We start from the raw sequence: 23,774 nt of genomic DNA, 5'->3' as shown, positions 1-23,774 counted from the left end.
GACGCGAACGCCGTTTACCCACCCCGGGCGCAGTGCCTAGGAGGGGAGAGCCGGTGAGGCTACCGTGCCCCAGGTAAGATGGTGGTGCTTTCCCGGCCTCCCTCGACTGCTCGCGCCACGTCCCGTCCCATGCCGTCGCCCCCGCCCAAGGTGCTGACATGACCGCCAGGCTGGAGTCGTTCGTCCCCGCAGCGTCGCCCCAGGCCGTTTCCACTCCCACGCCTCAGGCCCCCGCCGCCAACGTCGTCTCCCAGCGCGAGGCCCGCCGCGCCGCCCACGAGGCGCTGCTCGCCTGCGCCAAGGCGATTGAAGAGGCCGGCGGCGCCGACTCCTGGGTGCAGGGGCAGCTCGTCTCGCGCGGGCTCGCCGTGGGCGACATCGACTTCTCCCGCGCCTCCGAGAAGGAGAAGAACGCCTGGAAGGAGAAGAAGAAGGCCGAGGCCACCGAGCGCCGCGCCCTGGAGCGCCAGGCCCACGAGGCCTGGAAGGCCACCCACGTCAGCCACCTCGGCGCGGGCGTGCACTGGGAGGAGGACGGCGGCGCGGACAAGTTCGACATCGCGGCCCGCGAGGAGCGCGCGAAGGCGAACGGCCTGCCGGAAATCGGCTCGGCGGAGGCGCTGGCGAAGGCGCTGGGGCTGAGCGTGTCCAAGCTGCGCTGGTTCGCGTTCCACCGCGAGGTGGACACGGGCACGCACTACATCAGCTGGAAGATTCCGAAGCGCGACGGCGGCTCGCGGACGATTACGTCTCCCAAGCCGGAGCTGAAGGAAGCGCAGCGCTGGGTGCTCTCCAATGTGGTGGAGCGGCTGCCGGTGCACGGCGCGGCGCACGGCTTCATCGCGGGGCGCTCCATCCTCACCAACGCGCTGGCCCACGCGGGCGCGGACGTGGTGGTGAAGGTGGACCTGAAGGACTTCTTCCCCTCCGTGACGTGGCGGCGGGTGAAGGGCATGTTGCGCAAGGGCGGCCTGCAGGAGAACACCGCCACGCTGCTGTCGCTGATGGCCACCGAGGCCCCTCGCGAGGCGGTGCAGTTCCGCAACAAGCTGCTCTACGTGGCGAAGGGCCCGCGCTCGCTGCCACAGGGCGCGCCCACGTCGCCGGGAATCACCAATGCGCTGTGCCTGCGCCTGGACAAGCGGCTGTCGGCGCTCTCGAAGCGGCTGGGCTTCACGTACACGCGCTACGCGGATGACCTGACGTTCTCCTGGACGAAGGCGAAGCAGCCCAAGGCGAAGCGGACGCAGCGTCCGCCGGTGGCGGTGCTGCTGGCGCGCGTGCAGTCCATCGTCGAGAGCGAGGGCTTCCGCCTGCACCCGGACAAGACGCGCGTGGCGCGCCGGGGCACGCGTCAGCGCGTGACGGGGTTGGTGGTGAACGAGGTGGCGGAGGGCAAGCCCGCGGCGCGAGTCCCTCGAGACGTGGTGCGCCGGCTGCGCGCGGCCATCCACAACCGCGAGAAGGGCAAGCCGAGCCGCGAGGGTGAGACGCTGGACCAGCTCAAGGGCATGGCCGCCTTCATCCACATGACGGACCCGGCGAAGGGCCGTGCCTTCATGGCGCAGCTCGCGAAGCTGGAGGCGAAGGAGCAGGCCCCGGCGGCGTAGCCACGTGCCGCACCCGAGGCGGCGGGGCGCGCAGGGCATCGCCGGAGCCTCGGGAGTCGTTGGAGCTGCCGCCGCCCTCCGGCAGCACGACCCTCAAGGAGTCGCCGGAGCCTCGGGTGCCTTCGGAGCGGCTTCCTCCTTCGGCAGCAACGCCGCGTCCATGAACGCCCGCAGCCGGCGCGGGTACTCCTTGGGCTCCACGGTGGCGAACCCTCCGTGTCCCGCGCCCTGGATTCGCCACGTCTGCGCGTACTCACGGACCTTCGCGAACAGCTCATCCGCGAGCGGCTGTCCGGACTCCTCCGTCCCCATCACGATGAGCAGCGGCCTCGGGCGGATGTGCTCCACCGCGTCAATCGTCCGCACCTCGTCGATGGCGATGTCCCGCCGCCAGAACGGCATCAGCGCGCCGGACTGAGACACGAAGCCGAAGCGGCGGAAGTCATACGCCGCCGCCAGCCACAGCGTGTTGAACGGTGACAGCAGCACCACCGCGCGCACGCCCGAATCTCTCGCCGCCACCTCCGCCACCGCCGCGGAACCAATCGAGAAGCCGAGCGCCCCGACCCTCTGCGGGTCCACATCCGGCTGCGCCCGCACGAAGTCCAGCGCGGCCCGCACGTCCATCCGCTCCTTGTCACCCCACGTGGACGTCGCGCCCTCGCTCTCGCCATGCGCGCGTAGGTCGAAGAGCAGCACGCCATAGCCCGCGTCCTTCAGGATGCGAGCCTCCGGCAACAGGTCCGCGCGAGTCTGTGACAACCCATGTGCCATGACGACAGCAGCGCGGTTGCGCGAGGGCACATACCAGCCCCGCAGCACCAGCCCGTCCGCCGTCACCAGCATGACATCCTGAGCATCCGAGAAATCCGCTGGCTTCACGGCCTTCGGCTTCTCGTAGTGGAAGTACGCCTCCGAGTGCCGCCATGCCCGGCCAAACACAGCCAGGGTCCCGGCCAACCCCAGCGCCAGGATTCCACCCACCAGCCACCGCCACTTCATGTCTGTCCTCTGCGGAACAGCGCCCGGCCGCTTGTCCGCTCAGCACCGGGCACTCACGTTCGAAGGAGTTCAGCTTACACTCGGGTCACATTCTCAGGACCGCCCCCGGTCCTGTAGCAACAGGGATGCTGTGACCTCGTCCAGAATGAACTTCGATGCGGTGGTGGTGGGCTCGGGCGCGTGTGGTGGCTGGGCAGCCAAGCAACTGACGGAGGCGGGGCTCCGCGTCCTCGTCCTCGAAGCGGGCCGGAGCGAGAGCGCGGACAAGATGCTCTGGACGTGGCACCGGCTCCGCCAGAAGGTGCTGCGCTACCGCACCGAGACGGATGAGCGCCGCAAGGAGCGCCAGCCCATCCAGTCCACCACCTTCGCGTGGCCCTTCCATCCGCACGCCTTCGTGGATGACCTGGACAATCCCTACACCACGCCGAACGACCAGCCCTTCACCTGGATTCGCGCGCGGCAGGTGGGCGGACGCACCTCGGTGAAGGCGCACGGCCGCCAGTTCTACCGGCTGTCTGACTTCAACTTCAAAGCCGGCAGCCGCGACGGACACGGGCCGGACTGGCCGCTGTCACTCGCCGACCTCGCGCCGCACTACGAGACGGTGGAGCGGTGGATGGGCATTCGCGGCAACTCGGACGGGCTGGACACCCTGCCCGACTCCGTCTTCGCCGAGCCCATCCAGATGACCCCGGCGGAGCTGCGCTTGAAGGACGCCGTGGAGCGCCGCTGGCCCGAGCGCCGCGTCGTCGTCCGCCGCACCGCCAGCGCGCCCGTCACCATGCCCGCGGCCATGAAGACGGGCCGCCTCACGCTGCGCACGCACGCGGTGGTGAGCCAGGTCCTCTACGACGCGAAGACGGGCCGCGTCAGCGGTGTCGCCTACGTCGACGCGGAGTCCGGCAAGACGTACGAGGCCCACGGCCGCATCGTCGTCCTCGCTGCGGGCACCATCGAGTCCGCGCGCCTGTTGCTCCACTCGCGCAGCAGCGCGTTCCCGGATGGGCTCGCCAACTCGTCGGGGCAGCTCGGCCGCAACCTGATGGACCACACGTACCTGCTCGGCCTCGAGGCGCGCATGAACCTGCCCGCCGAGCACCAGCGCACCGAGCAGAGCTGGGCGTACATTCCCCAGTTCCGCAACGTCACCGAGCCCGCCCGCGACTTCGCGCGCGGCTACGGCGTGCAGGTGTTCACCTTCGAGGACAGCTGCCACTTCGTCCCCTTCGGCGAGATGGTGCCCAGCGCGGACAACCGCGTGACGCTGAGCCCCACCGTGAAGGACCGCTGGGGCATTCCCGCCGCGCACATCGACTGCAAGCACTCGGACAACGACTTGAAGATGGCCAGCGACGCGGTGGCCACGTGCCAGGAGATGATGAAGGAGGCGGGCTTCACGGTGGAGAAGGTCAACGACACGCTCTCCACGCCGGGCATGGCCATCCACGAGGTGGGCACCGCGCGGATGGGCTCGGACCCGAAGACGTCCGTGCTCAATCCGCACAACCAGAGCTGGGACGTGCCCAACCTCTTCGTCACGGATGGCTCGTGCTTCGTGTCGCAGGGCCCGCAGAACCCCACACTGACGATGATGGCGCTCACCGTGCGCGCCTGCGACTACATGGTGGGCGAGCTCAAGTCCGGACGTCTCTAACCTTCTTGGAAAGGGCTCGGACCCGGTGGGCCCGACCTCCCGGGAGCGAATCGTGAGAGGCATCCGCTGCTGCAACCTGGATGCATCTACCGGTTGCTGATAGCCACGCTCCACCATGTCGCTCCCCACCCCTCCGCCGGACGCCCCCAGCCAGCCCCTGACACCGAAGGGCGAGCCGGCCCCGGCGCGGCCCGCCGGCCTTCCGGAAGACGCCCGGCTCACCGACGATGCGCGCGCGTGGAGGACGGGCCTCCTCGAGAGCGGAGAGCTGGCCCGGGGGCTTCACCGGCTCTGGACGCTGGAGGGCGAGCTCGTCGCGGTGACGTACCACGCGGGGAACCGGCGGAGCACGGGCAGCCGCTCGCCTGACTTCCAGCGTGAGGGCAACGTGCTGGTCCATGCGTCGGAGCAGGGCGACACCGAGGCCGTCGAGGCGCTCCTCGCCCTGGGCTTCGGACATGAGCCCGGCGCCGCCCTGGAAGCCGCACTCGCGAGCCAGCCGGAGCTGGCGAAGCGGATTGTCTCGCTCCCGCCCGGTGCGCCCTTCCAGCCGCCCGCCGCGCCGCCACGGCCCGAGCTCCTTCCGGCCGAAGCCGTCTGGCTTCCGACACGCAAGCAATGGGTGGCCGGCACGGTGGACGCGGAGCGGGGGCCAGTGGGGACGTGGAGGGGGTGGCGGTTCTCCGGAGTGGCCCCGGACGGAAGGCCGAGGGGCATGCTCGAGGTGGTCGAGTTCCAGGACGGTCGCCCCCGCCACCTTCGCCAGTACCGGACCCTGGATGAGCACGGTGGCGTGCTCGATGAGAACTGGCTCGACGAGACGGGCCGCCAGGTCCGGCGCCGGACCTTCGACGCGCACGGAGGCTTCCGTGAGGTCGAGTCGCTCGTCTCGGGTGAATCCGTCAAGCGCTGGGGGAACCTCCCGGACCGCATCGGGAGGGAGGAGCACTGGGATGCGCAAGACGCGCTCGTCCGCGTCCATTACTTCGATGAAGCGGGCCGACTGAGAACGGAGCTGCTGCCTGGCGAGGGACGAGGACGCACCTTCGACGCTCAGGGCACAGTGGTGGCCGAGGGCCCGCTCCAAGACGGGCAGCTCTCCGGGACGTGGATGCTCCATGCCGGGGACGCGGAGGCACGGGAGCTCGACGTCAGCCGGCTGGGGCTCGGAGCATCAGCAGAGCTCGGGACGCTGCTGCCGCTCATCTCCCGGTTGCAGCGAGAGCCCGTGCCGGCCTTCCTGGAGAAGGCGATGGACGTGGAGTGGGGAGCCTTCGAGAGCTTCTTCGACCTGGAGGCGGAAACAGTCCCCAACCTGCTGCGCCTCATGACCCTCGACACCCCGGCGGCCATCGAGCACGCCTTTGGCTCGCTGGGCGACAACCTGTTCCACCACGGCTCCATCTCCGAGCTCGCGGGCCCGGTGCTCCCGTTCATGTGCGCCATCACCTCGCACCTGAGGAACGAAGCAGCGCTCGAACAACTGCTCACGTTCCTCTCGATGGTGGGGACCCGCGACTACGACCTCGATGCCGCGAATGCGCTGAAGAAGGCGTTCCGCCAGCGCAAGGGGCCCGGGCCCACCGAGGCTGCCCAGGCGCTGGAGAAGGCGGGGCTCGAAACCGGCCACGGCCTCTTCCACCTCGCGCTCGTCGAGCATGTGGAGGCATGGGTCCGCCTGTCCCGGTACGCGAACCCGGCTGTCAGCGAGCCCGCGACGGTGCTGCTCGGCCTTGCTGACGACGCGCGCGCCGCCGGAGAGCTGTGCGAGCTCCTCGAGGGCCGGGCGGGCACTCCGGACCAGCGCCTGCTCGCGGCGCGCATGCTCTCACTCCATCCCGCGACCGAGGCCTCTCGCGCCGCGCTCGAACGCGCGCTGGGCTCGGAGGACGAGAGCCTCCGGAGCGAGGCAGCCAAAAGCTGGCTGCGCCTCCACCTTCCGAAGAATGACAGGGCCGTCGCGGTGCTGGTGGAGCGGGCGCAGGCGAAAGACGTGGGAGCGCTGGTCGTCCTCACGCTGCTTCCCGCCGAGGAGCGAGCGCGGCACCACGGCATGCTCATCCAGGCCCTGCTCCAGGCGGACCTGACCACCGTCTACGGCATCGCCCGGGCGGCGCTCGCCGCCACGCGACGGGCGGAACTGTCCGAGGCACGGCGAGAGGTGCTCCAGGCGTTGCTCGACAACAAGCGCTTCTGGAAGCTCGGCGTCAACGCCGACGAGCTGCTCCGCGGAGCGGGGCTTCCGACGACGCGCACGGCGCTGGAGGCGCTCCTCCATGGAAAGGCTGACGTCGGCGCCGAGGAGGGCAATGGGTTCCTGAGCGCCGCCAGCGGCATTGACGGCCCCAGCGTCGAGTCCTTCCGCGGGGAAGAGGACGCGTAGTCGTCACCCCGCTCAGTTGCTCCGCCGTGCCGGACCGTCCAGGAGCGCGGCTCCACCCAGCAGCCCCAGGGCCAACACGAGCGCCACGGGCCCGAGCCAGTTCCCCCAGGCCAGCGCGAGCGACGACAGCGGCGCGGTGACGGGCACGCGCATCACGAGCCCCGAGCGCTGGTTGTCCTCCACCTCGGCCATCACCGTGCCGGTGGCGTCGATGAGCGCGGACACACCGGAGTTCGTCACGCGCACCTGCGGCCGCCGCGTCTCGATGCTGCGGAAGGCCGCGTGCGCCAGGTGCAGCCGGGGCGCGGGCGTGCCGGAGAACCACGAGTCATTGGACAGCGTGAGCAGCAGCTCCGCGCCCTGACGCACGCTGTCCGCGACGTACGAGGGGAAGATGGACTCGTAGCAGATGAGCGGCGCGACCGTGAGCGAGCGCCCGTCGCGCAGCCGGAAGCTCACGGCCTTCGGTCCGGGGCCGCGCTTCCAACGGCCCGTCCACGGCAGCCACTCGCGCAGGGTGGGCGTGTCGATGACGTCGGGGACCCACTCCGTCAGCGGGAAGAGCATCGTCTTGCGGTAGGCGGTGTGCTCCAGCCGCTCGCCGCGCGCATCCGGACCCAGGAACATGGCGGCGTTGAACTCGCGCTCACCGTCGAGGTCGTACGTGCCGAAGACGAGCGGCACGCCGCGCTGGGCGACATAGCCCGCGATTTCCGCGTCCAGCTCCGCCCCGGCCTCGCTGCGAGGCGTGCCGAAGGTGGTGGGGTAGACGGTCTCCGGCCAGACGAGGAAGTCCACGGGCCCGGAGCGCAGCAGGCCGTCGGACATCTCGTAGTGCGTGTCGAGAATCATCCGCACCACTTCGTACGTGCCGCGCTCGGCCTTCAGCTTCTCGTAGTTCGTGATGTTGGCCTGCACCGCGCCCACCACCAGCACCGGCTCACGACGCGTCGCCTGTGTCACCTGTGAATGGCGGAAGGCGCCATAGCCGGTGAGCACGAGCAACAGCGTCACGGACACGGCCACCGGAATCACCGCACGGCGGCGTTCTCCCGGAGCACGCAGGCGACGCGACGTCGCGAGCACGCACTCGTTGACGAGCAGGAGCACGAGCGTGAGCCCGGGAGCGCCCGCCACGTCCGCGCCCTGCCGCAACCACTCCTGGGTGACGAGGCCCAGGCCAATCGTGTCCGCGAAGAGCTTCGGCGCGAACCACTCCACGCCGACGTACACGAGCGCGGTGACCACGGGAGGCAGCCACGCCAGACGCACGCGAGCGTTCCTGCGCGCTTCGAACCGGGCCAGCGCCGCGAGCGGGAACTGAAGCTGCACCACCGGCGACATCAGCAACAGCGCCACCCAGCACACCCAGAGCGGCGCCTGCGAGTACGCCTGCACCGAGCCCGCGAACCAGCCGAACACCGCCGCGGAGAACACCGCGCCCAGCGCCAGTCCCAGCCCCAGCGCCTCGCGCCGCGAGCGCGCTCCGTCCACCACCGCGAGCCACGGCACCAGCGCCACCCAGCCCAGCAACGTCCACGGCATCCGCAGCCCGGAGAACAGCGCCAGCATTCCCGTGGTCGCCAGCACACCGAGCAGCGCCACGGCCACGCGCCGGCCACCACTCGCTCGCGCGCCCGTCACCGCGCGGCCCCGGCGTTGAAGCCGTCGAACGCCGATTTCATCTGTCGGGCCCGCCCGCTCGCGCATCCTTCACGGCGCGGCCCCGGACTCGGAGCCCTCGGGCAACTCCAGCATCTGGATGGGCAGGCCCGGAGGCGCCATCTCCGCGGGCACCACTCGGTTCTCCGGCAGCGGAACGGGCTGACCGCTCTCGTCCTTCGGCTGGTAGTCCGGATGGAACATGAGGATGGCCTTGAGGCGCTCCCCGTCATCGGAGGACTGGTAGTGGCGCACGTAGCCGGGCGGCAGCTCGAAGTCTTCGGGCACGACGATGCCACGCTTCAGCGGCTTCGTCCCGGGACGGTAGAGCTGCGTCCCCGTGGGCCCCGTGTACGGCTGCTCGGGTTCAGGCGGCGGCACAGCGGGTTCCTCCACCACGGGCGCGGGCATCGCCACCGGAGCGGGACGCGGCCGCTGCACGGGAGCCGCCTGCGCCACCACGGGCGGCTGCACCACGGGCGCGGGCGGAGCCTCGACGAACGGCGGCGACTCCACCTCCACGTCCGAGGCGCTCCACCACAGACTCAATCCAATACACACGACGGTGAACACGAGCGCACTGCCCACGAGCCACAGGCCCACGCCGCTGCTGGAGCGCGTGGGAGCGACGTGCGTGACGCCGTCCGAGTCGACGCGCCGTTCTGGGTGCTGCGGCCTCATGCTCGCCCGCGGACCTCCGGGCTGCGTATGCTACGGAGCCCCTCTCGCCGAGGCAATTCCGGCGCCCCCATGAGCTCCCCCTCCACCGCCCCCATCGGTCCGGTCCCTTCCCCACCATCGCCCGTGCCTGAAGCCGCTCCCGAGCGCTTCACCCTGCACGCCTGGCCCCGCGCGCTGCGAGGGCTCGCGGTGTCGGTGCAGCTCGTGCTGCTCGGCAGCCTGCTCTTCTTCTCCAGCTGGCTCGCCCTCGACATCTTCACCAACCAGCAGACGCTCATGCCCGGACCCTTGGTGCAGGGGCTGGGACTCGGCGTGCCGCTGCCGCTGCTGCTCCTCGCCGCGCTGCGCTGGTACGCCCGCGCCACGGTGGAGGTGAACACCGCCCACTGGGTCCTCACCCTGCGCGGCGGTGCGCGCATGGAGATTCCCCACGAGGCCGTGGAGTCCATCCGCCCCTGGAAGGTGCCGCTGCCGGGCCCCGGGCTCGTGCTGCGCATGAAGTCGGGGCGCGACTTCGCGTACGGCCTGCACACCGAGAACGCGGGGCCGCTGCTCACGGCGCTCGGCCGCCACGGGCTGCGCGAGACGCCCGAGTCGCATCCCCTCGTCCGCTACGCCCAGGCGAGGCACGCGCTGTGGCGCCGGCGCTGGTACCACGTGCTCGTCCGGCTCTTCCTCGTCCCGGCCGTGCCCGCCGTCGCCATGTTCCAGCTCGCCCAGCGCATCACCTACGGCAGCCCCTTCGGCGAGTACCAGTACCGCGGGCTCGCGGCGTACCTGCGCTCCTTCGGCAGCGACTACGCGCAGGTGTTCATCAACTTCTTCCTCTGTGCCTGCTTCCTCCGCGCGCTCACGGAGGCCGTGTGCCTCGCGGCCGCGTGGCTCACGCCCGGGTACGAACGAGGCGTGCGGCGCGGCGCGGAGTGGCTGAATCGGCTCGCCTACTACGTGGGCCTGCTGGGACTGCTCCTCGCGCGCTGGGGTGCGTCCTACTGACCTCCTGGAACGACGAGGCCCCCGACCTGAAACAGGTCGGAGGCCCCGAGGCACTCACTCACGCAGCGCCGCTCACGCGGGCGCGTGCATCACGGCGTGGCCGGGTTGTACTTGGAGGACTCCCAGCCCATCCGGTCGTGGCCGTTCTTGTTGTACTCGGGGTTCTTGCCACCGACGACCTGGCTGTCGGTGAACTGCGGCGCGGCCGTGCCGGAGCCCGAGCCCGAGAAGATGCTCACGCCGATGGTGGTGCCGTAGTAGGTCGGGTGCGTGTCGTCCGACTGGAGGTAGTCGTAGCTGGTGCTCGAGCTGACGAAGTGCGTGTTCGAGTCACGCAGCGTGCCGACCAGCGTGGAGGTGATGCGGGTGACGTACGCGCTCTCCGTCTCGCCCGAGCGATAGCGGATGGCCTCCGAGTCAATCTGCCCGTCGCCGTTCGAGTCGTAGTCCGCGGCCATCATCTCCGCGAACGAGTCCGCGCACTTGAAGCCGTACTTCTCCGCCAGGCTGCACGTCTTCCAGTTGCTGCGCGCCAGCAGCGGCAGGAACTTGGAGCGCTTGTTGATCTTCTGCCCCGTCGTGGAGTCCGTGCAGCCCGTCAGCACGTTGTCCGAGTTGAAGCCCGGGTAGTAGATGTTGGAGACAATCTTCACCTTGGCCGTCGTCGCGTACTGGTTGATGGCCTGCATCGCCCGCTCCGTGTACGTGGAGCACGCGGACAGCGCGGCCTCCAGGCCGGAGTAGTTACAGGTGCCCGTCTGGTCGGTGAAGGCGCTGCGGGCCTGCAGATAGTCGTTGCCGCACATCTCGAACATCACGACGCGCGTGTTCGTCGCCTGCATGTACGAGCGCTCGGAGACAATCTTGTTGTTGTAGATGTCGTCCGCCTTCGCGCCAGACTTGGTGCGGCGGATGACCTCCATGTCCGTGTTCCACAGCTGCGCCAGGTACTCGCCCTGCACCACCGGCGCGGCGCGGCGTGCAACGCCCGAGATGCCGCCGTTGTAGCCGGCGTAGATGGAGTCGCCGTACGCCACCACGCGGTACTTCGTCGTGGCGGTGGACCGGTCGATGGTCCACGACGTGTTCTGGTTGATGGTGCTCGCCATCGCGCTACCACCGACCGTGAAGGCCGCGCACATGGCAACAAAGGACATCCCGCTGCGACGGAAGGACATGCCCCGCTCCTTTTTCCCGTGGGGGGTTGTAGGGGGAGCCGGACGCTACACGCTGTTGATTTGCAAATCACTCCGATTCAGGAATAACGCGCCATGTCAGGAAACACGGGTAAAGACAGACCCAGACCTTTGTCGCAGTGCGGCGTCGACCATGTAACGCAATGAAATATTGACGCAGTGTTTCATCGTGTTTCACGGAGTCCCAAGGTGCGCAGAGTGAATCTCTCCCGAGGTGCCCGAGCGCTGGCGCAGTGGCTGCTGCTGGGCGGAGTGGTGGGCGTGGTGTGCGGCGTGGCGTCTGCGGTGTTCCTGTACCTGCTCGACGAGGCCACGCACTTCCGCGAGTCGCACGAAGTGCTCGTGTACGCGCTGCCCGTGGCGGGGCTGGTGCTGGGCGCGGTGTACGGGCGGTGGGGCGGGCCCATCCGCGGGGGCAACAACCTGGTGCTGGACGCGGTGCACGAGGGTGACGCCCAGGTGCCGCTGCGCATGGCGCCCATGGTGCTGGCGGGGACGGTGCTGACGCACCTGTTCGGAGGCAGCGCGGGCCGCGAGGGAACGGCGGTGCAGATGGGTGGCAGCCTCGCGGACGTGTTGGCGAGGCGCTTCGGCGTGGGGCCGGACACGCGGCGGGAGATGCTGGCGGCGGGAATCGCGGGCGGGTTCGGCTCGGTGTTCGGCACGCCGGTGGCGGGCGCGGTGTTCGGGCTGGAGGTCGTGGTGGTGGGGCGGCTGGGCTACGAGTCGCTGCTGCCCGCGCTGGTGGCGGCGGTGGTCGGTGATTTGGTGACGCGCGGGCTGGGCATCCACCACACGGCGTATCCGGTACCGGCGGCGCTGCCGCTGACGCCGTGGGTGTTGGCGAAGTGGCTGGTGTTCGCGGTGGCGGTGGCGGTGGTGGCGGTGGTGTTCGTCGAGCTCACGCACCGGATGAAGAAGGAATCGGAGAAGCGCGTGCCGTGGCTGCCGGTGCGGATGGCGCTGGGCGGCGTGGCGGTGGTGGCGCTGTGGAAGCTGTCGGGGACGAGCGCGTACCTGGGCCTCGGCGTGCCGGGAATCCTGCGGGCGTTCATCGACCCGGCGCTCCCCGTGTCGGCCTTCGCGTGGAAGCTGGTCTTCACGGCGGTGACGCTGGGCGCGGGGTTCCTCGGCGGCGAGGTGACGCCGCTGTTCTTCATCGGCGCGGCGCTGGGCAACGTGCTGGCGAGGCTGCTCGGGTTGCCGATTGATTTGGGCGCGGCGGTGGGGCTCGCGGCCCTGTTCGCGGCGGCGGCCAACACGCCGCTCGCGCTGTCCATCATGGCGGTGGAGTTGCTGGGCGCGAGCGTGCTGCCCCACGTGGTGATTGTCTCCACGGTGGCGTACCTGCTCACGGGACACCGGGGCATCTACCCGGCGCAAAGGATTGCGCGGCTGAAACATGGCGGGCCGCTGCTGCAACGACTGGTGCCGCTGCGCGAATTGCCCGAAGAGGACACCGTGCCCCCCGGGCCACCGCGCGGGCCCGGGGAGCACTGAGCACTACTTACAGGTGAACGACCAGCGGCACGTACCGGACAGGCACTCGCGGTCCGCGGAGCACGCGGCGCCTCTGCCCTTCTTGTTCTGGCACTTGCCGGAGTTGAAGCCCCAGCCACAGTACTGGTTGGTGCCGCAGTGCGAGTCGCTGTCACACAGGCAGCTTCCCGTGGGATTCACATAACAGTCCGCGCTGCAGCGGTCCGTGGTGCACTCGCGGTCCGCCTTGCAGGACTGTCCATACGCCTTGGACCTCGGCGTGTAGCACCAGCCCACCAGATTGGCGCATCCGCCGCACGCACCGGACTGGCACTGCCCATCGCGGCTGCACGAGTCCCAGTTCCCCTTCTTCGCCACGCAGTCGTTGTCGCCCGGGTTGCCCGGAATCTCGTCCTGGCAGTAGGCCGAGGAGCCGCAGTCCCCATCGTCATTACACACGCAGCGCCCGTCGAAGGTGTTGCACAGCACGGAGGTGCACTGGTCGCTGATGCACTCGGCATCGAAGCGGCAGCCCTGGTTGAGCGTCTTGCTGTCCGGCGCGTAGTGCGCGCCGCACACCGTGGGGTATGCGGACTCGCGGTCCTCGGGCTTCACCCACGGCGCCACGCCGCTGGTATCGATGTCATTCGCCGCATCCGCCATGCCGGTGCGAGGGCCCGACGCGCGCTCCCACATCCGGATGAACGTCTCCGCCGAGCTCTCCAGCGGCGCCGTGTTCGCTCCGAGGTTCTTCACGTCGTGAAGCAGGTCCGGCAGCAGCCCCACGTGCGCGAGCCCCTGCTCGTCGAAGGGAGTGCCCAGCCGGCCGGGGCCATACAGCTCCTGCTCGTGCGCCTGCGCATCGGCCTCGGCCTGGAAGCCCGCCGAGCACGCGCCATTGGGCCCGAAGCGAGGCCGCGTCTGCTGGATGAAGCCATTGAGGTCCGCGCCGAAGGCCATGGGCACCTTGAGTCCCTGGCGGCCGAACTCGTACGCCTGCGCGAAGGAGCGGCTGGAGCCCTGGCAGTTGTTGGCGATGCCGGACTTCGTATACGCGCGCGTCTCGTCGTGCGCGGTGCGCAGGCCGAACATGCCGCCGGTGCGCCGCAGCAATTGCACCACCCACGCGGGCGTCGTCTTCTCGTTCTCCGCCAGCTTGCCGTTCATCACCTCGCGGAAGTGACCGTGGCTCACGTAGAGCGGGTAGTACTGGCGCTGCTCGGCCATCGCGTAGGCGTCACGCACGCCCTTCTCGGACAGGTGCGCGAGGTCGATGAGCATCCCCTTGTCCATCATCGCCCCGAGGAGCTCCTTGCCCTCCTGCGTGAGGCCGCGCACGTTGCGGCACTGCGAGTCCACGTCGAAGCCCAGGGTGAGCCCGCCCACGGTGATGCCGCAGTCCGTGTCGATGTGACAGTTCTCCAGGAACTGCGCCGCCTGGAAGATGGCGTTGTGCGGCGCCGCGCCGCCGAAGCGGTTGTCCAACTGGTGCACCGGCTGCAGCGTGCGGACACCCAGCGCGTGGAACTTGTTCAGCTCCGCGCGCCAGTCACCGGTGCCGAAGAGCCGGCTCGACTCAATCGAGAGCACCATGGCCAGCTTGCCCTCGGAGATGATGCGGCGGGCATCCGCGGGCGTGAGCGCCAGGTCCACCCAGTCGCGAGTGGCGGCGAAGTCGCGAGCCTTCTGGAGCTGCACCTCCACGTCGACCATCTCGTCGCAGGGGCGCGTGCGGTTCTGCGGGGGCAGCGCGTCGCAGAGGAACTTGTTGCTCACCGCGGACACCACCACCAGCGACATGCCGCCCTGGTGCGCCTGCTTGAGCCAGCCCTCCCAGGACTGCTGGTGCGCAATCGTGTCCCAGCGGGGCCACTCGGTATTGGGATTGCGGCGGCCGTCATGCAGGCCGGTGTCGCCTTGCGTGCCCTCAATCTTGCCGATGAACTCCGAGCCCACCGCGCCGCCGATGCCGAACAGGCCCGCCAGAATCGGCACACCGCTCAGGTCCACGCCGCCGGAGTTGGGGCACAGGTTGAGCAACCCGCTCAGGTCCATGCGGACGCGGGCGTGGTCGCTCTCGGGCCAACCGCCGTCACAGCGGGACAGGGCATCGGTGACGGTGCCGTGGAACCAGCCGCCGCCGAAGGCTTCCTCCGCGAACATGTGGTGGTGCAGCTCGGCGAAGCCACCCACCCCCAGTTGTTGCTCGGTGGTGGCCGTAGGTGCAGGGCGAGCTTCGGCGGGCTCGTCCTGCACCGGGGTACAGCCGAGGGCCAGCGACAGGGCCAGAGCGGAACAGCGTCTCCAGAGGCGTGGATGCGACACGGGGGCTCCCTTCGAGGTGAGCCCGCCAGTTAGCGCTGGCCCGCACGCACGGTTCAAGACGTGACGCGTCGTAACGTAATGCGGTTATCCGAGGCGGGAGCACTCACGGGAGGGAGAGCAGGGACACCATGCCCTCGGACTGTCACATGACAGTTGCAGAACCCGGGCTTGTCGAATCACGACATTCCAATATTGTGATTCCATCATGTCGGTTGCCATCAAGTCCCTGGACGTCCGTTCCGCCTCCCGCCTCTTCAAGGCGCTGGGAGACGAGACACGCCTGCGCATCGTCGCGCTCCTCAGCCATGGGGAGCTGTGTGTCTGCCACTTCGAGTCCGCCCTCGACCTGACTCAGTCGAACACCTCCCGCCAGCTCGCCGTGCTCAAGAACGCTGGCATCGTCGAAGCCCGCCGGGACGCGAACTGGGTCTACTACCGGCTGGCCCCGCAGATGGACGAGGTGTGCAAGGCGCAGCTCAAGGCGCTGGTCGCCGCCTTCACCAGGCGCGACGTGCTCCGCGAGGACGTGGCGCGCCTCCTCAAGTCCCGTGGCCCCAACGCCTGCAAGTAGCTCACGGCCTCCTTCCCTCTCCGCCCCCGGTTCCCATGACCGCCGCCGCTCCTTCCGCCAGCATCGTCAAGAAGCTCTCTGTCATCGACCGGTTCCTGCCGGTATGGATTTTCGCCGCCATGGGCCTGGGCATCGGCCTGGGCCGCGCCTTCCCGGACCTGGGCGCCCGGCTGGACACGGTGAAGCTGGACACCGTCTCGCTGCCCATCGCCATCGGCCTGTTGTGGATGATGTACCCGGTGCTGGCGAAGGTGCGCTACGGCGAGCTGGGCCGGCTGCGCACGCGCGGCAAGCTCTTCACCATCTCCCTGGTGCTCAACTGGCTGGTGGGGCCGGTACTGATGTTCGCGCTGGCCTGGCTCTTCCTGCCGGACCTGCCGCACTACCGCAACGGCCTGGTGCTCATCGGACTGGCACGCTGCATCGCCATGGTCCTCATCTGGAACATGCTCGCGTGCGGCAGCAACGAGGTGGCCGCCGTTCTGGTGGCCCTCAACTCCGTCTTCCAGATTCTCTTCTACTCGGTGCTGGGCTGGCTCTTCCTGGCGGTCATCCCGGGCTGGCTGGGCGCGGATGTCACCGCGTTCGACGTGTCCATGTGGAGCATCGCCAAGAGCGTGCTCATCTTCCTGGGCGTGCCCCTGGTGGCTGGCGCTCTGACGCGCATCGGCCTCACCCGGCTCAAGGGCGAGGAGTGGTACGAGCAGCGCTTCCTGCCGCGCCTGGGGCCCACCGCGCTCGTCGGCCTGCTCTACACCATCGTCCTGATGTTCGCGATGCAGGGCGAGAAGCTCACCCGCCTGCCGCTGGATGTGGTGCGCATCTCCATCCCGCTGGTCGTCTACTTCGCCGTCATGTTCACCAGCGCCTTCTTCCTCTCGCGCCGGCTGGGCTTCAGCTACGAGGAGACGGCGTCGCTGTCCTTCACGGCGGCCGGCAACAACTTCGAGCTGGCCATCGCGGTGGCGGTAGGCGTGTTCGGCATGGCCTCGGGGGAGGCGCTCGCGGGCGTGGTGGGGCCGCTCATCGAGGTGCCCGCGCTCATCGCGCTCGTCTACCTGTCGCTGTGGCTCAAGCGCCGGCTCTTCCCTGAAGCCCGTGACGCCGTGCTGCCCCGCCGCTTCGAGAGCTCCTCGCACCCTCCCTCGGAGTCCGCACGATGAACACGGTCATCTTCGCCTGCGTACACAACGCCGGCCGCTCGCAGATGGCGGCAGCCTTCTTCAACGCCCTGGTGGACCCGGCCAAGGCGCGTGCCGTGTCCGCCGGGACTCAGCCCGGGGAGCGCGTTCATCCCGAGGTGCAGACCGCCATGGCCGAGGTGGGCATCGACCTGTCGGGCGCCAGGCCCCAGCGCCTCACGGACGAGCTGGCCCAGGGCGCTCGGTGGCTCATCACCATGGGGTGCGGTGACGCCTGCCCGTACGTGCCGGGGTTGAAGCGTGGTGACTGGCCGCTGGAAGACCCCAAGGGCAAGCCGGTGGAGCGCGTGCGCGAGATTCGCGATGACGTGCGGGCCCGCGTCATGGCGTTCTTGAGACTCGAGGGCTGGGCGCGCTAGGCGGGCAGCAGACCGGCGCCAGCTCCCGCACACGAGACAGGAGTCCCTCGAATGAGGCGAGGAACGCCTGGCCATCCACCTCGTAGATGCGGTGTCGTCCTTCGCTGCGAGCACGGACGACGCCTACGTCGTGCAGCGTCTTGAGGTGCCGCGAGATGACGGAGCGGTCCTGCGGCAGGTGTGTGGCGATGGCGCCCACGTCCGCAGCCCCCAGGCGCATGAGCACCTTGAGTAACTCCAGGCGCGCGGGCTCGGTGAGGGCTCGCAGGAAGTCCGAGTCGAGGAGCGCCGTGAGCTCCTCCACGCTCTTCTCGCGCGCGCCCTGCGAAGACGCAGCGACGGCACCGCTACTCCGCCCTGTGCGCTTGTGCGCCATCACTCCTCCTCCGTCGCCGGCGCCGTCCCAGCGCGGCCGCGCTGAAGGGCTGCGGCAGCGCCCGCCACCAGGTACATGACGAGTCCATACACCAACACGGCGAGCGTCGAGCGCGCTGGCAGGCGCAGCAACTCGGCCAGCAGCAGCGCGACGGAGAGGTTGCGCACGGCGCTCACCTGGGCGGCCGCCACGCGCTCGCGGGGCTGCAGGCGGAGCCCGAGGAGGCCCACGCCCAGGCCGGCCAGCACCAATACCACCGCCACGGCGACGCCCGCCGCGCCCACCTCCCGCACGAAGTGCCCGCGCGTGACGAGGTAGCCCAGCACCACCGCCACCAGCAGGAAGAGGCCCAGGCGGCTTGCCACGCGCGCCAGGCCCGGCGCGGCCGCAGGCCAGCGCTGGCGCACCCAGAGGCCCAGCGCCAGGGGCGCCAGCTGCCCGGCGAGGATGCCCCCGAAGGCCACGGCGAAGCCCTGGCCAACGCCCTCCAGGGCGCCCGTGGCCAGCAGCACCAGCGGCACGGCCGCAGCCGCCACAATACTCGTCAGTGTGAAGAGGGAGGCGGCCATGAAGGCGTCGCCACCAGCCAACAGCGCGAGAAGCGGCCCACTGCTTCCGGCAGGTGCGGCCGCGGCCAGCAGCACCCCGTCGCCCACGTCCGCCGACAGCCCCGTAGCGCGCACCAGCACCACGCCCAGTAGCGGCAGGCCCACGAGGTTGGCCGCGAGGGCCGCGCCCAGGAAGCGCGTGCGCGCCCGCAGTTGACTCCAGGGGCGCGGGCCCGCCGACGCCGCCACCCCGAAGGTGGAGGAGGCCGAGAGGACGAAGAGGACGGCGCCCGTCAGCGACAGCACGCACGCCCCCAGCGACATGCAGCGCGCCCGCGCGCCGCCTCGCCCCAGCACCCCAGCCACACGTGGACGACAGCGGCCACGACGGCACCGGGCAGGAGGAGCTCCACCGCCGCGCGCACGAACTCGGGATGCTCGCGCGAAGTGCCGGTGGAGCCCCACAGGTGCCACGCCTCGGCAGGTACCGCGGCAAGTGCCAGCGCAATCGCTCCGACCCGCAGCGTCGTGAGCACCACGTGGAGCGAGTACTCGAAGGAGCTCAGGCCACCGAGTCCCGCCCTGCTGTCGCGCTCGGAGAAGGTGTCGAGGAGCTCAACGCCCTGGTCGACCGCGACCAGCGCCAGCCCGAGCCACAGCACGGCCCCCTGCGGGGGAGCCAGGAAGAGCGTCGCGAGAATCGGCGGGAAGAGCAGGGCGCGGGCCGTGTGCAACCAGTGCTCGCGCTGGGACTCCTCGCGTGCATGGAGGCGGTAGCGCCAGAGGTGGAGATACAGCCCGTCCACCACGGAGAGGAGCACGAAGGCGAACAGCAGAAAGGTCGACGCGAGAACGAGATGGGGGCTCATGGCTCTCCCTGGGACGTGTGCACCTGAATGCACATATGCATCTGGGTGCACACGAAATCAAGGGAGCCTCTTCGAGATTGAAGAGCAGGGCGGGGGACGCGGTCAGCGGGCCGCCCGACACGCCGCATGTTCCTCCTGGAGTACGTTGCCCATCGCATGGATGGGCCTCAGTCATGGCATGGAGAGGTGCGCCATGCCCGACACGATGAAGGCCGCGGTCGTTCATGCCTTCGGTCAACCCCTGCTCATCGAGGAGGTCCCCATTCCGACGCCGGGGCCGGGGCAGGCGCTGGTCAAGCTGGCCGCCTGTGGCGTCTGCCATACGGACCTGCACGCGGCACAAGGCGACTGGCCCGCCAGGCCTTCCCTTCCCTTCATTCCGGGACACGAGGGCGTGGGGACGGTGGCCGCGGTGGGGCCCGGGGTGCGGGCGGTCCGCGAGGGAGACCGGGTAGGGGTGCCCTGGCTCTACACGGCGTGCGGGCACTGCGAGTACTGCGTCACCGGCTGGGAGACCGTGTGTCCGGAGCAGAAGAACACCGGGTACTCCGTCAACGGGGGGTATGCCGAATACATCCTGGCGGATGCCCAATACGTGGGCCACCTGCCGCAAGGGGTGGGCTTCGCCGAAGGGGCTCCGCTGCTCTGCGCGGGCGTCACCGTCTACAAGGGGCTCAAGGAGACAGAGGCACGGCCGGGCCAGTGGGTCGTCATCTCCGGCGTTGGCGGGCTGGGCCACATGGCGGTGCAGTACGCCCGGGCCATGGGCCTGCACGTGGCCGCGGTGGATGTCACCGACGCCAAGCTGGCCCTGGCCCGCCGTCTGGGCGCCGAGCTCACCATCAACGTGCAACAGGAGGACCCCGTGGCCCGGGTGGCCCGTGAGCTCGGCGGTGCCCACGCGGTGCTCGTCACCGCCGTCTCTCCTCAGGCCTTCAGCCAGGCTGTTGGCATGGTGCGTCGGCGGGGCACGGTGGTGCTGGTCGGGCTCCCTCCCGGCAGCTTCACGGCGCCCATCTTCGACGTGGTGCTCAAGCGGCTGACGATTCGCGGCTCCATCGTGGGCTCGCGCGCCGATCTCACCGAGGCGCTCCAGTTCGGAGCGGAGGGCAAGGTCCATACGACCTTCAGCCAGCAGCCGCTGGAGTCCATCAATGACATCTTCACGAGGATGAAGTCCGGAGCGCTCGAGGGGCGTGTCGTCCTCGCGCTCTGACGCACTCGCCCTCACCCTCCCAGATGGAGCTGAGACTCACCTCGGGCTCCGTGGGCTACCAGTGCGTGGAGCCGCTCCAGCCCGGTGGGCTCCTGGGCCATCCACGGGACGAGCGCGACACGGCTGGCATGGTCGCGCACGACCCGAGCCACCTGCTCGGCCTCGGCTCGCATCCGCTCGCGCAGGAGCGCGTCCTGGCTGCCCGTGGCGAGCAAGCTGTTGTTGATGATCCACGCCCACGGCTCGATGCCCGCGCGGCGGAGATCCTCTTGCAGGTGTGCGGCCTCTGAAACGGGAGTCGTCTCGGGAAGCGTGACCAGGAGGACGCGGGTGTAGGCCGGGTCGCGCATGCGCATCAGCGGGGTGATGAGTTTCGTATGCTCTGGCGACAGGGTGCGCGTCAGTTGCCGGTGGTAGGCCCCGGTGGCGTCCAGCAGGAGGAGCGTGTGGCCCGTCGGGGCCGTGTCGAGCACCACGAACGAGGTGCGTGCCTCGGAAACGAGGTGGGAGAACGCGTGGAACACGGCGACCTCCTCGGTGCAGGGGGAGGCCAGGTCCTCCAGCAGGAGGGCGCGGCCCTCGTCGTCGAGCTCCGCCTGCCTGCGGCGCAGCGTCTTCTCGATATATGCCTGGGTCTCGGCGCGCGGGTCGATACGGCTCACCTGGAGGTTCGGAAGAGAGCCTTCGAGCGTCGAGGCGACATGGGCCGCTGGATCCGTGGTGCTCAGGTGGACGTGGTGGCCTCGCGTGGCGAGCTCCGCGGCGATAGCGCAGGCGAGCGTGGTCTTCCCGACGCCGCCCTTGCCCATGACGAGGATGAACCCATGGCCGGGCGCGGCGAGCTCGTCGATGAGCCCCGAGAGCAAGGCCGTGGGGAGGGGCGGTATCGCCGTGAGCCCGGCACCAGGAGCTGGCTGTAGGGAGTCGTCGAGCAGGGCGCGGAGGTGATCGATACCGAGCATGTTGAAGGCCCGCAGCGGCACCTCATCGGTCGGGAGCGAGCGGAGCGATGGAGGCATGCGCGAGAGTGCGGCCTGTTCCCGCTCCCTGATGGCCAGGGCAATCGGATCCGCCGGGGCCATGGGCCGGAAGACACCGTTGATGACCAGGCGCTGGTGGACCAGTCCCATGGCGCGCAGCTCGCCAGCGGTCCGCTCCGCCTCCTGAAGCGCCGCGCGCTCCGGCCGTGTGACGAGCACGACGGTCGTGAGTTGGGGATTGGCGAGGGCGGCAAGGGCCGCGGCGAAGCGCTCCCTCTGCATCGTGAGTCCTGAATGGGGCCCGAGGCAGGAGGCACCGCGGGTGCTGCTGTCGAGGAAGTCGGTCCAGGCCCGGGGCAGGCTGAGCAGCCGCAGGGTGTGCCCTGTGGGGACCGTGTCGAACACCACGTGCTCGAACTGCTGGCGCCACGTTGTCTCGAGGAGCCCGGCGAATTCGTCGAACGCGGCGATCTCCGTGGTGCAGGCGCCGGACAGCTCCTCCCGGAGCTTCTTCACTTCCGTCTCGGGAGCGTGCCCGAGGAAGGGCGCGATGACGCGCTCCCGGTAGGCTTCGGCGGCGGCTTCGGGATCGATGTTGAGCGCCATCAGGCCCGGGACTCCGAGAACGGCCCTGGGCTGGCGCGACAGCTCGACGCCCAGCATCTCGTCGAGGTTGGAGGCCGGGTCCGTGCTGACGAGCAGCACGCGCCTGCCCACATCCGCCAGCCGGATGGCGGTCGCGCAGGCGAGCGAGGTCTTGCCCACTCCTCCCTTGCCCGTGAAGAACAGATAAGGGGTTTCGGAAGCTGTCAGCGGCATGAAGAACGATGGCACATCCCGGGGACCGGGAGAAGTGCGGAGCCTGCCTCGTGGGAGCCCCACCGGACACAGCAACGCCCGGCTGTGCCCCTGGGGTCATGGCCGGATTTCCCCAAGCAACCGCTCGACGATGACGACGTCCCGCCAGGCGCCCTCCAGCTTCCCGTGCCGGTGGTAGATGCCCACCTCGCGGAAGCCCACGGAGTGCAGGAGCGTTCGGCTGGCAGCGTTCTCCACGAAGACACGCGAGACGAGCTTCCAGAAGCCCGCGCCCTCCGCGGCCTGGATGAGCGCCTCCATGGCCAACCGTCCGGCCCCGCGCCCCCGGGCCTCCCGGGCGACGTAGACGGAGAACTCCGCGATGCCGGCGTAGCACTCGCGTGCCCGGTACGTGGACGTGGACGCGAAGGCCACCACGCGGCCTTCCGCCTCCACCGCGATGATGGGGTGCGTCCTGTCGAACCAGCTCCGCACGTCGTCCGCGCCGCGCGGCTTCGTCTCGAAGGTGGCGATGCGGTCCTCGATTCCCTGATTGTAGATGCGGGCAAGGGCCTCCGCATCCGACGGGGTCGCGAGGCGGGACGTGAGCTGGCTCATGATGCGCTCCGGGTTTCAGGGGAACGGGCTGGGCCGCGCGCGGACGCTTCCCACCCGATGAGCGCCGAAGCAAGCAGGCAGAGGGAGGCGAGCACCAGCAGCATTCCAGACCCTCCGAGTCGGGTTGCCTCGAGGAGGCCCACGCCCCACGGCCCCACCGCCTGCCCCAGGAGCGCGACGCGTCCGACCTGCCCGACGCCTCGGCCCATGGAGGCAGGGGGAAACATCTCGCCCACCAGAAGAGCACGCGTGGGAGTGAGCCCCCCTGCCGCGGCGCCGAAGAGGGCCACGAAGGCCCACGTGCCCGCGATGCCAGGAAGGAGGAGGCATCCACACGCGAGGGCCTGCATCGCGCACAGGGCGCGCGTGAGTCTCGCCGGCGACATGACGCCGCCAACGGCGAGAAGGACGACACGGCCAGCCACGGACGCGACGCCAAGCCCTCCCGCTGCCGCTGCGGCGAAAGGAGCCGAGTGCCCTCGTTGAACCAGCCAGGAGACGAGGTGCGCATGGACCGCGGCAGTGACCAGTGAAGTCAGCGCGAAGACGAGTGCCACCTTCCTCACGGAGGATTGGGATGCCGGGTGCGAAGGCGCCGCGCTGGGACTGATGCACTCCCCGGGGGCCCGCCGGGCGTGTAGCTCCAAGTGCCCCAGCCACATCACGCGGGGCACCGCGGTGGTCAGCACCAGGAGGGCGGCGAGCGTCACCAGCGCCGTGCGCCACCCCAGGGAGGCGACGAGCCACGTTGTCAGTGGAAGGAAGATGGCGCTGGCAAAGCCCGCCACCCCGGTGACGAGCGCAATGCCACGCGCACGTTGCGGGGCGGAGAGGCAGGAGAGCGCGGCGAATGCCGGCTCGTAGAGAACCGCCGCACGCGCCAGTCCGACCCCGAGCCACACGAGGTAGAGCGCTGGAAGCGCTTGCACATGCGCCCAGGCCAGCAGGAGGGCCGCGCCCAGGGTGGACCCCAAGGCCATCAGCGAGCGTGGACCGTGCCGGTCCACCCATGCTCCCGCCCACGGCGCGGCGAGCCCCGAGATGAGGATGCCCAGGGAGAAGCTGCCTGCGATGGCCGCACGGCTCCAGCCGAACTCCGCCGCCATGGACACCATGAAGACGGAGAAGGCGTAGTGCAGGACGCCATAGGACACCGTCTCGGTGAGGGCGAACGTCCAGGCCATGCGCGAGCCGCAGCTCAGCGGCCAGAGGCGTGGGAGCGTGAGTGCGGCTCGCATCGTGGCGC

20 protein-coding genes are annotated in these 23,774 nt (G+C 69.8%); 9 read left to right on the top strand and 11 right to left on the bottom strand.

The features are described from left to right. Positions 1 to 158 precede the first annotated feature (158 nt). Positions 159 to 1,610, top strand: a complete 1,452-nt coding sequence (locus ACVTJA_RS01040) for a reverse transcriptase family protein (protein ID WP_465832996.1) — start codon at positions 159 to 161, stop codon at positions 1,608 to 1,610. Positions 1,611 to 1,703: 93 nt separating this feature from the next. Here ACVTJA_RS01040 and ACVTJA_RS01035 read toward each other — a convergent pair whose 3' ends face one another. Next, positions 1,704 to 2,612, bottom strand: coding sequence for an alpha/beta hydrolase (locus tag ACVTJA_RS01035; RefSeq protein ID WP_465832994.1), 909 nt, complete (start codon positions 2,610 to 2,612; stop codon positions 1,704 to 1,706). 145 nt (positions 2,613 to 2,757) lie between these two features. On the opposite strand from ACVTJA_RS01035, the gene ACVTJA_RS01030 reads away from it, so the two are divergent. Next, entirely contained in the window at positions 2,758 to 4,269 is a 1,512-nt protein-coding gene (locus ACVTJA_RS01030) for a GMC family oxidoreductase (protein ID WP_465832992.1), read from the top strand. 115 nt (positions 4,270 to 4,384) lie between these two features. Continuing rightward, positions 4,385 to 6,652: a hypothetical protein gene (locus ACVTJA_RS01025; protein WP_465832990.1), complete on the top strand. Its 2,268-nt coding sequence runs from the start codon at positions 4,385 to 4,387 to the stop codon at positions 6,650 to 6,652. Between the two features lie 12 nt (positions 6,653 to 6,664). On the opposite strand, the gene lnt is transcribed toward ACVTJA_RS01025, so the two are convergent. Together lnt and ACVTJA_RS01015 are read right to left on the bottom strand one after the other, a co-directional pair. Continuing rightward, positions 6,665 to 8,224, bottom strand: a complete 1,560-nt coding sequence (gene lnt, locus ACVTJA_RS01020; protein WP_465840743.1) for an apolipoprotein N-acyltransferase — start codon at positions 8,222 to 8,224, stop codon at positions 6,665 to 6,667. Positions 8,225 to 8,365: 141 nt separating this feature from the next. Continuing rightward, complete coding sequence (locus ACVTJA_RS01015) at positions 8,366 to 8,995, bottom strand: hypothetical protein (protein WP_465832988.1); 630 nt, start codon at positions 8,993 to 8,995, stop codon at positions 8,366 to 8,368. A gap of 123 nt (positions 8,996 to 9,118) precedes the next feature. Here ACVTJA_RS01015 and ACVTJA_RS01010 point away from each other — a divergent pair, with 123 nt between their 5' ends. Continuing rightward, positions 9,119 to 9,991, top strand: coding sequence for a hypothetical protein (locus tag ACVTJA_RS01010; RefSeq protein ID WP_465832986.1), 873 nt, complete (start codon positions 9,119 to 9,121; stop codon positions 9,989 to 9,991). Between the two features lie 89 nt (positions 9,992 to 10,080). On the opposite strand, the gene ACVTJA_RS01005 is transcribed toward ACVTJA_RS01010, so the two are convergent. Then, positions 10,081 to 11,169, bottom strand: a complete 1,089-nt coding sequence (locus ACVTJA_RS01005; protein WP_465832985.1) for an SGNH/GDSL hydrolase family protein — start codon at positions 11,167 to 11,169, stop codon at positions 10,081 to 10,083. A gap of 216 nt (positions 11,170 to 11,385) precedes the next feature. On the opposite strand from ACVTJA_RS01005, the gene ACVTJA_RS01000 reads away from it, so the two are divergent. Further along, a complete protein-coding gene (locus ACVTJA_RS01000; protein WP_465832983.1) occupies positions 11,386 to 12,687 on the top strand; it encodes a chloride channel protein in 1,302 nt (433 codons plus the stop codon). 3 nt (positions 12,688 to 12,690) lie between these two features. On the opposite strand, the gene ACVTJA_RS00995 is transcribed toward ACVTJA_RS01000, so the two are convergent. Beyond that, positions 12,691 to 14,991 (bottom strand): membrane dipeptidase, encoded by a 2,301-nt coding sequence (locus tag ACVTJA_RS00995; RefSeq protein ID WP_465832982.1) that lies wholly within the window; start codon positions 14,989 to 14,991, stop codon positions 12,691 to 12,693. Between the two features lie 205 nt (positions 14,992 to 15,196). On the opposite strand from ACVTJA_RS00995, the gene ACVTJA_RS00990 reads away from it, so the two are divergent. The 3 genes from ACVTJA_RS00990 to ACVTJA_RS00980 are packed head-to-tail and all read left to right on the top strand — an operon-like array spanning position 15,197 to position 17,123. Further along, positions 15,197 to 15,562 carry an ArsR/SmtB family transcription factor gene (locus ACVTJA_RS00990; protein ID WP_465832980.1) on the top strand — a complete coding sequence of 122 codons (366 nt, stop codon included), beginning with the start codon at positions 15,197 to 15,199 and terminating at the stop codon, positions 15,560 to 15,562. Positions 15,563 to 15,597: 35 nt separating this feature from the next. Then, positions 15,598 to 16,725 (top strand): ACR3 family arsenite efflux transporter, encoded by a 1,128-nt coding sequence (arsB, locus tag ACVTJA_RS00985; RefSeq protein WP_465832978.1) that lies wholly within the window; start codon positions 15,598 to 15,600, stop codon positions 16,723 to 16,725. Continuing rightward, positions 16,722 to 17,123, top strand: a complete 402-nt coding sequence (locus ACVTJA_RS00980) for an arsenate reductase ArsC (RefSeq protein WP_465832976.1) — start codon at positions 16,722 to 16,724, stop codon at positions 17,121 to 17,123. Before arsB ends, ACVTJA_RS00980 begins: the two co-directional genes overlap by 4 nt. Here ACVTJA_RS00980 and ACVTJA_RS00975 read toward each other — a convergent pair. The 3 genes from ACVTJA_RS00975 to ACVTJA_RS00965 are packed head-to-tail and all read right to left on the bottom strand — an operon-like array spanning position 17,086 to position 18,916. Continuing rightward, positions 17,086 to 17,499 (bottom strand): ArsR/SmtB family transcription factor, encoded by a 414-nt coding sequence (locus tag ACVTJA_RS00975; RefSeq protein WP_465832974.1) that lies wholly within the window; start codon positions 17,497 to 17,499, stop codon positions 17,086 to 17,088. The genes ACVTJA_RS00980 and ACVTJA_RS00975 overlap by 38 nt on opposite strands. Next, positions 17,499 to 18,371, bottom strand: coding sequence for a hypothetical protein (locus ACVTJA_RS00970; RefSeq protein ID WP_465832972.1), 873 nt, complete (start codon positions 18,369 to 18,371; stop codon positions 17,499 to 17,501). Before ACVTJA_RS00970 ends, ACVTJA_RS00975 begins: the two co-directional genes overlap by 1 nt. Next, positions 18,341 to 18,916 (bottom strand): hypothetical protein, encoded by a 576-nt coding sequence (locus tag ACVTJA_RS00965; RefSeq protein WP_465832970.1) that lies wholly within the window; start codon positions 18,914 to 18,916, stop codon positions 18,341 to 18,343. The genes ACVTJA_RS00970 and ACVTJA_RS00965 overlap by 31 nt, the downstream gene beginning before the upstream one ends. Before the next feature lie 193 nt (positions 18,917 to 19,109). Between ACVTJA_RS00965 and adhP the strand changes: the two genes are divergently transcribed. Further along, entirely contained in the window at positions 19,110 to 20,132 is a 1,023-nt protein-coding gene (gene adhP, locus ACVTJA_RS00960; RefSeq protein WP_465832968.1) for an alcohol dehydrogenase AdhP, read from the top strand. Between the two features lie 11 nt (positions 20,133 to 20,143). On the opposite strand, the gene arsA is transcribed toward adhP, so the two are convergent. From arsA to ACVTJA_RS00945, 3 genes are all read right to left on the bottom strand, one after another. Then, positions 20,144 to 21,931, bottom strand: coding sequence for an arsenical pump-driving ATPase (gene arsA / locus ACVTJA_RS00955; RefSeq protein WP_465832966.1), 1,788 nt, complete (start codon positions 21,929 to 21,931; stop codon positions 20,144 to 20,146). A gap of 96 nt (positions 21,932 to 22,027) precedes the next feature. After that, a complete protein-coding gene (locus tag ACVTJA_RS00950; protein WP_465832965.1) occupies positions 22,028 to 22,528 on the bottom strand; it encodes an arsinothricin resistance N-acetyltransferase ArsN1 family A in 501 nt (166 codons plus the stop codon). Continuing rightward, positions 22,525 to 23,766, bottom strand: coding sequence for an MFS transporter (locus ACVTJA_RS00945; protein ID WP_465832964.1), 1,242 nt, complete (start codon positions 23,764 to 23,766; stop codon positions 22,525 to 22,527). Before ACVTJA_RS00945 ends, ACVTJA_RS00950 begins: the two co-directional genes overlap by 4 nt. Positions 23,767 to 23,774 lie beyond the last annotated feature (8 nt).

The organism is Pyxidicoccus sp. M6 (assembly GCF_055568925.1).
The sequence above is the reverse complement of the archived record's forward strand: the minus strand, read 5'-3'. Positions and strand labels throughout refer to the sequence as shown.